The sequence below is a fragment of the Rhodococcus sp. 06-156-4 genome (genome assembly GCF_002259345.1).
In the GTDB taxonomy this organism is placed as follows: Bacteria; Actinomycetota; Actinomycetes; order Mycobacteriales; family Mycobacteriaceae; genus Rhodococcoides; species Rhodococcoides fascians_E.
This window is the reverse complement of the sequence record NZ_NPGB01000038.1, coordinates 18,239-29,355: the sequence shown is the minus strand read 5'-3', so window position 1 is coordinate 29,355 and position 11,117 is coordinate 18,239. Positions and strand designations below refer to the sequence as shown.

At 61.2% G+C, this 11,117-nt stretch carries 8 protein-coding genes; all 8 read right to left on the bottom strand.

All coding sequences use genetic code 11. The features are described from left to right. Positions 1-35 precede the first annotated feature (35 nt). The 8 genes from CH290_RS30080 to CH290_RS27990 all read right to left on the bottom strand — a co-directional run bounded on the left by CH290_RS30080 (position 36) and on the right by CH290_RS27990 (position 11,116). Positions 36-734, bottom strand: a complete 699-nt coding sequence (locus tag CH290_RS30080; RefSeq protein ID WP_141214628.1) for a hypothetical protein — start codon at positions 732-734, stop codon at positions 36-38. Positions 735-982: 248 nt separating this feature from the next. After that, positions 983-2,539 (bottom strand): SpoIIE family protein phosphatase, encoded by a 1,557-nt coding sequence (locus tag CH290_RS28015; RefSeq protein ID WP_170945381.1) that lies wholly within the window; start codon positions 2,537-2,539, stop codon positions 983-985. Positions 2,540-2,549: 10 nt separating this feature from the next. Further along, the gene (locus CH290_RS28010; RefSeq protein WP_170945382.1) at positions 2,550-5,414 is read right to left on the bottom strand and encodes a DUF4407 domain-containing protein; all 2,865 of its coding nucleotides are present in this window, start codon (positions 5,412-5,414) and stop codon (positions 2,550-2,552) included. Between the two features lie 186 nt (positions 5,415-5,600). After that, positions 5,601-6,566 carry an FHA domain-containing protein gene (locus CH290_RS28005; protein WP_032364845.1) on the bottom strand — a complete coding sequence of 322 codons (966 nt, stop codon included), beginning with the start codon at positions 6,564-6,566 and terminating at the stop codon, positions 5,601-5,603. Between the two features lie 212 nt (positions 6,567-6,778). Beyond that, entirely contained in the window at positions 6,779-7,123 is a 345-nt protein-coding gene (locus tag CH290_RS30075; RefSeq protein ID WP_032364846.1) for a hypothetical protein, read from the bottom strand. 260 nt (positions 7,124-7,383) lie between these two features. Next, positions 7,384-8,577, bottom strand: a complete 1,194-nt coding sequence (locus CH290_RS28000; RefSeq protein ID WP_052049303.1) for a serine hydrolase domain-containing protein — start codon at positions 8,575-8,577, stop codon at positions 7,384-7,386. Further along, entirely contained in the window at positions 8,574-9,839 is a 1,266-nt protein-coding gene (locus CH290_RS27995) for a cytochrome P450 (protein ID WP_080733000.1), read from the bottom strand. Before CH290_RS27995 ends, CH290_RS28000 begins: the two co-directional genes overlap by 4 nt. Further along, a complete protein-coding gene (locus CH290_RS27990) occupies positions 9,839-11,116 on the bottom strand; it encodes a cytochrome P450 (protein WP_032364847.1) in 1,278 nt (425 codons plus the stop codon). The genes CH290_RS27995 and CH290_RS27990 overlap by 1 nt, the downstream gene beginning before the upstream one ends. Position 11,117: the final 1 nt, after the last annotated feature.

Genomic DNA, 11,117 nt, shown 5'->3' with positions numbered 1-11,117 from the left:
CACCGCTCACTTTCTGCTTCAGCAGCTTCTTTGTGTCAACCGAACAGCGACGTCCATCCCGAACCGTGTACCTTCTTCATCTCGTTGTCGAAGTCGGTGACGTCCGAGACAGTGAGTACGTGGTGGTCAACCAGCCAACGACTCATCCCTGGATTGAGGCCATCTTCGCTTGCCCATGACAGCTTGTTGATATCGTCGAAATGCTTATCCATGACTCTGTGGAGATTCTTGAATACGCCTGTCTCGCTGATCGAGTAGCTTCCAAGCCACTCTTCTATCTTGCCTTTTCTGACGATTTTGGGATTCGAGAACCCGCCGATAATGAATTCATATTCACGAAAGGTCAACCAGAAAAGAGTGCTTTTGTGCTTGTCGTCGTGTAGCCATTCGCGCAGCGCCCGAGCAATGTGTTCGTTGGATGAAAGCTGTTCGATATGCTCGTTCGGTACGAAAGTCGGGATAAGATCCGAATTCGATGTGTCGGGGCCTGCTTCGGGCGTGTCGACCAGTACAACGTACTCGCGCTGGCGGCGGATGGCGTGGACTGCAAACGCTGGAGGTGGTCCAACCGCTATGCGGTAACGGGCACCAGGTTCTGACAGTGCAAAGCGATTGCCTTTGCGCTCATCGCGGGCGTCTCCTGATTCGCGTGCTTCTCTGGGTAATTGTTCGAGTACTGCGCCGTAGGTGTGGCTACCCAGTCTGTGTTCAGGTTCTGCTGCATCAAGTTTCACCTGCCTGTATGACAAACTGGATGACTTAAGCGGTACGCTCATCGCGACGTATACGGGGTACTCGCTGTGGTTGACCACGTGATATGCGCCCGTCTCCGTGTCCCGGACAACTGCGGGGCACCAGTTGTTGCTCAGTCTTGGGTCGCCCTCGAAATTGTTGAGTATGTATCTTGTGAATGGCGTGTAGATCGATTCGACGTGGAATCCGTGCTGTCCAGTCTCGAGAGGTGGAAGGACATAGGGCGCTTTCAACGGGATCCTCCTTGTTCCGGTTCAGCACTGGGTGACAGATGCGCCACGACCACGGTGATGTTGTCGGCGATTGTGCCGTGGCGTTTGTGCTCAGAAAGGGCCGCACGAACGAGTGCTTCTGCTAGTCGAGCGGGACTGGCATCCGGTGGCTGGGATCCGAGAACCTCACGTATGGCGTCTTCAGGGTCTCGATCAGGTGTGGTGTCCATTTGGGTGTGCGGGCCGGACCAGGCGTTGAGGAAGCCGTCTGTGACCATGATGTAGCGGTCATTGGCTACTGCTGGCTGGTGCCATCGAGACAACTTGTAGGTGTAGCCCGCTGGGGCGTCGGAGAAGAACCCGATTGCGTTGTCCAGGGCAGCGTGCTGATGCAGGGCTGGTGTCATCGCTGTGACGTGAACGGTGTCGTCGGCTGTGTCGGTGTGGGCACGAAACACCTGACTGTCTCCCACGTGCCCGCCGGAGACAGTGAAAGTGGAGGTGTCGAGTGTCAGGACGTCGAGCGTGGAAGGCGCGGCGAGAACCGAGCGTCCGCGGAGTCCTCGAAGTGCTTGATCAGTGGCGGCGAAGACGTCGTCGATAGGCGAGGTGGGCAGAAGGGTTCGTAGTGTCGCGCGTACGGTTCGGGCTGTGAGGACGCCGTCTTCGCCGCCGCCCGCGGCATCGGCAATCGCTGATGTGTGTCCTCGAATCAGGAAAACGTCGTTGTTGTGACGGCGGTCGCCCGCCGAGGTCTCCCCGGCTGCTTGGAGTTTGAGAGGCGCTGCTGCTGCGGGTGCCATTGCCTGCGTGGGTGACTCGTCACCGGCTGGTTGGGGAATAGGTCGTCCGAGTGTGTGGGGCAGGCTTTGTCGCACGGCGGGCGCAGCACGCTCGGTGTGTACCTGTCCGACGGGGATGGTCGGCGGGAAATGTTGCTCGCCGACGTACGTGACGCGATACACCGAAGCCCCCACAATCAGGACCGCGCCGTCGTGTATCTCGAACGGCGGTTGGCCTGCGTACAGGCGATGCCCATCGACGGTGATGGGCGCGCCGGACAACGCTGTCACCCACCACCGACGCGTCTGTGGGTGACGGACGAAGTGCGCACGCTGGCGTCTTGTTTTTCTATCGGTGACGACCGCTGTTTTACCTCGTGCGCGCCCCAACGTCACTGTTTCGCCTCGCAACTCGATGGGTGGAATATCGCTCGTGCCGCGCAGATCATGTAGAAAGACGCGCTGCGTGTTGTCGAGCGACGCCTTGCCGAGGCGGTCGGTGGTGGGCGTGTGCGAGACGGGTCTCAGTTCGACGGTTCGGGCAGCACCGTTTCGTGTGCCGCGTCGAGACGCCAACCACCACAGTCCGCAGCCGGCCAACAGCGCGGTAATGATCGCCATGCCCATCCGCCAATCGATCATCCACAATCCGGCCGCGATGAGAGCACCCACCGCGATGGTCCCGACTCGTCCGATCAGTGGGCAGTGCCGAAGTCGGTCGAGACGTCGCCGCAGCGAACGCTTCGACACGCGTGGCCGTGGAAACCGCCGGCCTGTTGACTTGATGGGCATCGGAACTCCGTTAGCGATTGATGGCGGGTGAGCGCGGCGCGTCCGGATCGTTGTCCGGTGGCAGGTAAGGGGGGTCGTCGGTCGGCACACTGTCGGGGTGCGGTGTTCGCGGCTGGTGCTGCTGTTGAACCAGATGGCCAGCATTGCCGATGACGTCCTGTTGCTGTTGTTGCTTGGGAGGTTTCTTGAAACGCGTGAAGTTACCGACCTGTTGGGCTGCCGGTATCGCGCCGCCTGCGTCTACGTGCAGAGCATCTTGTTTGACGAGTCGTAGCCATCGAATGAGCTGGTCCGCGCTACGTTCAGCTGCTTTCACACGTGCGTCGAAACTGTTGTCCGTCGGCACTACGTGGCGTCTTTCGGGTGCAGGGTCGAGGCATCGACGCAGCAAGTTGTCGAGACCTTCGGGTACAAACGGTGCGAACTTCGAAACCGGGGTGAGAGGCCCACTGCGCAGTCTGCGATATGAGTCCAAGGCCCTTTCGGCACGAGGGTTGCCGTTTTGGAAGTCGTTGAGGGTGATTCCTTGCTGTTCGGCCTCGTACAGATACGGCGGCTTCCCGGTGATCATCTCGTACAGAGTTGCGGCCCAGGCGTAGATGTCGGCGGCAACGAGGTGGGTCGGCCACAGCTGCCCTGCTGAGCCTTGCTCTGGTGGCGAGTAGAAGAGGCTTTGCAACCGCAGCCGTGAGCTGGTGTGTGCGGCCTCATCGAGACTGCGAGAAAGTGCCCAGTCGATGATCTTCGGGGTGCCGTCGTTGTCGATGCAGATGTTGGGGGGCTTCATATCCAGGTACGCGCGAGCCCCCTTCTCTCTTTTCGTCCACGACCAGGCCAGTGCGCTGAGTAGTCGTTCGGCGATCTGCAGTACCAGGGCAAGGTCGAAGCCCCCGGGCTCGTTGCCGTTGATTCGGGCGTCTTGAAATGTATTCAGGGTGTGGGGATATCGTCGGGTGACGATCACCATCTGGTCTTGGTAGATGTCCGAAAAGTAGACGTCTGCGACGGCGTCGTTTATCGACACGCCCAGTGCGGGAACAGCATCGAGTTCGGCGAGGCCTTGGGCCCGATCACGCTTTCGGAGCTTCCAGGAGCGGTCGGGGAGGTAGACCTTGATCACGTATTCGATTCCGTTGTCGGGACTGTCCTCGTCGACGGCGAGTAGAAGAGAACCGCCGTTGACGTGTCGCCAGAACTTTGTGATTCGCCAGTGCCTGTCGAGCGGGTTGTCGACTGTGTCGTCGGGAAACACATTGCCGATCTCGAGTCCGTACTCATCGCGCGGCGAAGCAGCAGGAGGTCTGTGGTTGCTTGCGCGCGGTGCCGGTGCCGGCGCCGGTGGGGGTTGCGGTTGCGGTGTCTGTGGGGGTTGCGGTGTCGGAGTTGGGGTCTCGCCGCTGAGGTCGTCGGGTTGTTGTTCACCTTGCTGTGCGTTGCGCGGGTGTTGTTGTGTGTATGGCTGGGTGGGGGTTGCGCGCGGACGGTGGCGGCGCTCTTTCAGGTGTGCAAACGCGGTCTTGAGATAGTGGTCGGCCAGATCCTTTGCGGCGGCGGAGTCGTCCGACAGTTTGTGCAGCGCTTCACGGGTCTGTGCGACGGCGTGCTTCGCGGCAGCGTCGGCCAGGGTGTGCTCGTGTTCTCGGGTCAGCGAGTCCATCCGGTTGCGGTGCTCGCGTTCGTCGAGGTCACCGGCATGGGCCACAGTGTTCGCCCGGTTGCGGTGCTTGCGGTCGTCCAAGTCGTATTGGGCGTCCGCTTCGCCCTTCGCGCCTTCGATTACTTGGACAGTGGTGCGGGCGCGCAGACGAGCTGCGTCCCGTCGCGCATTTTCCAGGTAGGGAGTGTGAGGGCCGAATAGTTTGAGCAGCAGTGGGGTGAGGTCGACGACAAGTAGCGTGACGATGATGACGATGTAGAACCATCTGTATCCGAGGTCGTCGCCGATGAGTCGGACAAGGGCTCTGTGGCGAGTCACAGCATTGGTGTCGGCGGCGTTGACCGCTTCGTATTTGGCGGCCTTCTCGTCGATTCGAGTCTGGCGGGTGCTCTCCAGCGTACGAACGAGGTCCTGCGCCTCTAGGGCCTTCTGCTGGCTGGTAATTGCAGTCGTGTCGGCTTGGTTGTACACGTATCTTCTGTTGCTTTCCGCGCAGATCTCCCGCGGGTCGCTCGGAAGTAGACAGTTCGCGCTGGGGGGACTGTCGCCGGCGTCAAGCGTGCCTCCAGTCCCCCGACGTTCATCCTGCCAATCAGCCTGGGCAGTCTCCCGGGTGCTATTGGCTATATCTCGAGCGTTTTCGGCGGCTGTGCGCGCATCTTTCGCATCGGCGATTGCTGTGTCGTACTCTGCGCCTATGGATGCTTTGTAGTCGGTGAGGTTGTCGGACTGGATGCTCGGCAGCTCCCGTTCGATTGCGGTGTTGAACATGCCGAGAGCGACCGATTCGGAGATGACGTAACCGACGACGACCGCCATCCCGATGCGTGCGAGGTAGAACCATGCCGAACGCCATGCTCGCCGAAGCCAGTTTTGGGGTCCGACCAATAGGTCGCCGTAGTCGATCGAGGTCATGATCCATCGGTCGACGCAGAATACGAACAGTGCCCACACGGCGGCAAGGACCCAGATGAACCAGTAGTTGAAGCGGTGCCCGACGTTGACTGCCCAGGCACTGGCCAGAACGCCGCCGAAGGCGATGGTAGGCACCAGAATCAGGATCCCGGCTTGGGCGGCAAGTTTGGAGGCGTCGGAATTGTTGTCGATCCACGGGCGGTGGAAGCCGCCGATCCGCAGCAACATTCTGGTGAGCCAACCGCAGTTGTTGTCGACGTCGAACTTCGGCTTCTGACGACCATCGGGCCCAGGGGGGTCCATGCCGTCGTCTTCCTTGGCCGAATTGTCGGGTGGAGGCGCGCCGCCGCTCATCGGATCATCGGGGTCGGCGGAGTCGACGCGTGAGCGGGGACGTCACTGCTCAAGGCGGTTCTCCTCCGAGTGTATTGGGCTAAGAAGTGTCGCACAGGGTCGGCGGTTCGGCGTGGCGAGAACAGCAGGTTCCGGTCAGCGGGCAGCATGGGCACCCGTTCGGTAGAACGTGGCGGTGTTCGTGCCTGATGTGGTGCCGAACGCGATGCGGTCGCCGTCGGCGAGTTCGGTCCATCTGCCGGGGGTTACACGCACTCCGTTGATCCAGGTACCGGTCTTGCTGTTGTCGGCACACCACCACACGCCATCGTTGGAACGCAGGGTGAGGTGATGTCGCGAGATGCTGGTGTCGGCGCTGATGGTGATGTCGCAGTAGGTGCCCCGCCCGACGGTTATCTCGGTACCGACGACGCGGTGCGCTCGACTATCGGGACCGACCAAGGTCGGTCCACGCCCGGGTGAGTCCGGGATGAGAGTTGTTGCCACCTGACTGTCGCTGGGGTGGAGGTCGGTTTGGTCGCCGTAGGCGCGTGTGGGTTCCACTGGGTGGTCGGACATCGGATGCGTGGAGCCACGCAGGGCGTAGTGGCGAGCGCGGACCTTCGGGTTGGAGACGATCTCGACCAGGGGCAGCATTCCGCTCGGAGTGTCCGCGGAGTAGCGGCGCGTGACATCGACGGCTTCGGCGGTGAGATGGGTGATGACGTCGTTGATATCGAAGTGATCGCTGAGGTCGGTGAAGTCGGCGGGATTCAGACCGACGGTAATGCAGTCGGGTAGATACCAGCGCCCGTCGGAGTGACGGAAGACGAGGGTGCAAATGTGTTCGCGGGCGTTGTCGCACAATGCAACTGGATTGCTGCGACCTGGTCGTCGCCATTCCCCGCGCACGAGATGCACAGCGGCGATAGCGACGACGGCGGTCATCACGAACAACACGGTTCCGCCGGTGAAACCGCACACAATCACGAAGATCAGCCACGCTATGCCGAACACGGTGGTTACCGCTCGAGAGTGGGGTGTCCATGCGCGGATCCATTGCAGGACTGCGACGGACGTGGCGCGCAGCTCATCGGAGGCTACGCGGATCAGATCGGTCATCTCCGGGTACTCCATTCGCTGTGACAGGTGGGGACTCTCCTAGGGGAGAACTTAAGGCGCACAGAGGTGGATGAACAGAGTCCGGAAGGTTGGTCAAGTCCAACCCTGAATGGGGTTGACAAGGAGCGAAAGTCGTGGACTAGAACCTCGACAGAGCCCGGGGTCAAGTGAAGTCTGGAATTCGTCACATCTCAAGTGGGTACCCCCAGGTTTCACGATGCGTCAGCCAGTGGGTCAGGGGCCGGACGTAGCGCGCTCAGCGCGCCCGTCAGAGGGCAGCGGCCGGTGACGACAACGAGCCCTCGAAAGGTCAACGCAGGGTGAGCTATGACGTCGTCGGGTGAAAGATCGGGCATCAGGTTCAGTGCCCGGGCAAGTACCATCGCCGACCATGGGTTGGGGCTGTGGTCGGCTCGGCAGTCGTCGCTGGTCCACACCGTGGCGGCGGCGACGTCGGTACGCACGATCCGGCTGCGGGCAGCGGTAGCGCGGAGTGCGTGGAGTACTTCCTCTGGTGTCTGATGACCGTCGGTTGTGGCTATGTCGAAAACGGTCACATCACGGTCTAGTCCAGGACGAACGAGGAAACCAGTAACAATATTCATTCCTGCATCGCACCGAATGAGTAACTGTTATAGCTAGTTGGTGTTGACCCACTTGACAGCCTGCGCGATATACGTTGGCGGACGTGCGTCCGTCCGGGCCGTTCGATTAGTTCAGCACGTACCGTCTGAAATGTAGCAAGTGGACGGTTGTGACCGGATCGTACCGCCCCTGTTGCCGAAACCGGACAGAGAACGGTTTCGGCAACAGCTGATCAGTTCGTATGCCGACGTACGGTCCGGGTACGAACTGCTCCTTCGACGTTATTGAATGCTCGTATTACCTGTGGATCGGCGAATGGTATGAGCTGGGTGAACAACACTCCTGCTGACGATCTATCGTTGTCGGTGTCGGCCCAGTAGTAGGTGTTCGCGCCCCCGGCCCATGCCATGGTTCCGACTGGGCGGCCTGCGGGTGTGACTTGCTCGTTTCGCATGCCGAGCAACGACCACGATGTGTTGATTCCTGGGATCAGGTCGATGTCGTGCGACGTTGCGTAATCAGCGGATTCGATGGTCCCGAAAGATGCTGAGTGGCTTCGTTGTGCGTCGACGAGGGTATCCGGCTGTAGGTACTGCACACCGTTCCAGGCTCCGCCGGCACTGAGCATGCGAAGGAACGTCAGGTAGTCCTGGGGTGTTCCGTACAGCCCGCCGCCGCCTGAGTGGAATTCTGGATCGGTGGGCAGCTCGAATGGTGTGGGTACCAGGCCGTGAGGTGTTTTCGTGTGTACATCCGCCAAGCGAGTGCGATCGGTGATTCCGAACGTTGTGTCGCGCATACCCAATGGGGAGAAGATCGTCTCGTGGAGGTGGGTTGCCAGGTCGTGTCCGGTCAGGCGGGTGATGGCAAGTCCCACCCATTCCAGGCCGGTGCCGTACATGGCGTTGGTGCCTGGGTGGTAGACGAGCGGGGCGTCGACGATCGAGGCGAGTTTGAGTTCGAGGCTCGATGGCACCTTCTTGTCGTGAAGATAGCGCGCGAGATCGGCGTGTAGGAACGAGTAGCCGGTTCCGGCTGTGTGCGAGAGCAGCATTCGTAGTGTGATGGGTCCTCGTGCGCGGACGAGCCGGGGCTGATCCTCGTCGTATCCCTCGAGGACGTACGCCGCGGCGAGTTCGGGCAACAGATCGGTAGTGGGAGTGTCGAGTTCGATGAGACCGCGCTCGACGAGTTGCAGTGCGGCGACGGCGACGATCGGTTTGGTCATCGATGCCAGCCAAGCGATGGTGTCGTCGGTCCATGGGTTTGTGCCATCACGTGTTCCCGCTCCGCCGGAGTACGTGATGCCATCGCGGTCGGCTGTCATGACGTAGAGGCCGGTGACCACTCGGTCGTGCACCGCTGTGGTCAGGATCGTGGAGATGGTGTTGCGCAGGGCTGATTGCCCTGATGGTTCTGGTGTCATGACCAGGTCATGGGGAGTTCGTCCACCCCATAGATGCCGATGGCGTGTTCTCGGAACTTGATGTCTTGCAGGGGTACAGCACGGTGGAGGGTTGGGATGCGCCGGAGCAGGGTGGGGATGGCGATTTGGAGTTCGAGTCGTGCGAGGGGCATGCCCAGGCATTGGTGCGGGCCGTATCCGAAGGTCAGATGTCGGTGCACTGGCCGGCGTAGGTCGAGGCGATCCGGGTCGGTGATCGCTGATGCGTCGCGGTTGGCGAGGTCGCCGGCGATGATGAGGCCGTCGCCGGCGGGGATGGTGATCCCGTTGATGTCGATGTCTTCTGTTGCGACTCGGCGTCGTCCGCCTTGGGGGACGGCGGTGTAGCGGAGGAGTTCTTCGATGGCTCCGGCGATTTCGTCGTGTGTGCGCATCGACAGGAGGGTGTCGCGCTGTTCGGGGTTTTCTGTCAGGGCCAGCGCACTGAGGGAAATGGTGTTGGAAGTGGTGTCGAATCCTCCGAGGAGCATCAGCATCCCGGTCATGGCTGCGTCGTGTTGGGAGATGTCACCGGTGGCGACGTGTTCGTGGGCGAGTTCGGAGAGCATGTCATCGCCGGGGTCTGTGCGTTTGACGGTCAGTAGCTGGTAGATGTAGTCGATCAGGCCTTGGCGGGCGGTTTCGGCGTCCTCTGCGGTGGCGTGGGGATCGATCAGGGATTTGGCGCTCGTTGTGAAGAACTGGTGGTCCGCGTAGGGCACGCCCAGCAGATGGCAGATCACGGTGCACGGCGCGGGTAGCGCGAAAGCTTCGAGGAGGTCGACAGGTCGCGGCCCGGCAAGCATTCGGTCGATGAGGTCGTTGACGAGATCTTCGATCGGAGTGCGCATCGCCTCGATGCGTTTGGCGGAGAACGGTTTGGCCACGAAGTGGCGTTGACGGGTGTGCTCGGGGGCGTCCATGGTCAGAAATCCCAAGCGGTGCATGAATTTACTGGGGGTGGAGTGGGGATAGTTGGGGTGCTCGGGTACGGCGCTGAGGCGTGGGTCGCGCAGCAGTGTCCGTGCTTCGTCGTACCCGCTGATCAGCCAGGGGGTGCTGCCGTCCCAGATCTGCGCGCGTGTGATCGGTGAGTCATTCTGTACTGCACGCAGTTCCGGTGACGGGTCGAAGGGGCACTTGGGGTTTCGGGGGGCGGGGTAGGTGGGCAGGGTGTCTGTGCGCTTCGCGTCGTGCGGTGCGTTGTCGGTCGCGTCCCCTTCTGGGCGGTGCGGGGCGCGCATCACTGGTCTCCGAAGCTGTCGAACAGTTCGTTCGCGGTGTCGAATCGCGGGCCTTTTCGCGGCCCTGGGGCAAACTGTGCGGGCATTGTCACGAAACCGTTGATCTGACCGACCGTGGGGTATCGAACGGCGGCATTGTCGACAAGGCGGTAGCCGGGGAGTCGGTCGAGAACTTGGCCGACGACGACCTCGAAGTCGATTTGCGCGATGTGGCGGCCGATGCATCGGTGCAGTCCGAGTCCGAACGCTGCATGTTTGCGTGTGTCACGGTCGAAGTCGATGGTGAGGGGGTCGGGGAAGACCTTTTCGTCGAGGTTGGCTGCTGCCCAGGAGATCAGGACTCGTTCGCCGGGTTCGACGGTGGCTCCGTCGATCTGTGCCTCTTCGGTGGCTGTTCGTCCGACACAGACAACAGGGGTGAAATAGCGCAGGAGCTCTCCGCATGCTTTCGGTAGGTCGTCCGGGTGATCGATCAGTCGTGCTCGATCATCGGTGTTGCGGTCCAGGTACTCGAACGTCGACGAGAGCAGGGCGGTGGTGGTGTCCATACCGCCGGCGATCATGGCGTTGCAGACGGCGATGATGTCTGCGTCGCTGATGTTCTCACCGCCGATCTCCATCTGGGTCAGGAAGCTGATGAGGTCGTTGCGGGGATGGGCACGGCGGAGGGGAATGGTCTTGATTACTTCGCCGATGAGCATCGCGAAGCCGGTTTCGACCGTCTTGTATTCCGGGGTGTCGGATGGGGTGTAGGCCAGGGCATGCACGGCCTCGGCGTAGATGCGCCAGTTGTCCATCGACAGGCCCACGATGTCGAGGGTGAGCAGAGCCGGCACGGCATTGGCGAGATCCATCACGAGGTCGATCTCGCCTGATTCGATGGCTTGGTCGATGCACCACGTCGTGTAGGCCTCGATCCGTGGGCGGAGCCGTTTTGCAGAGGTGGGAGAAAAGTAGGTGTTCAGTGCTTTTCGCCAGTCCAGATACTCGGGTGGGTCCATTTCCAGTGGTAGGGCACGAAACGTCGACGCGGGGATGATCGTTCCTTGCGGTCGCCCTGGCGTGTTGGGTAGCTCGTGGGCCGAGGAGAACACTTCCGGTCGACGTGCGACTGAGGCGACCTGCTCGTAGCCGCTGACCACGTAGAAGCCACCGTAGTGGGAGCTGTGGGCTACCGGGCACTTTTGGGTCATGGCGGTGTTGACTGCCCACGGGTCTGCTGAGTATTCGGGTGAGTGGTGGTCGAAGTCGATGTTTGGGACGGTGCTGTTCGGCATG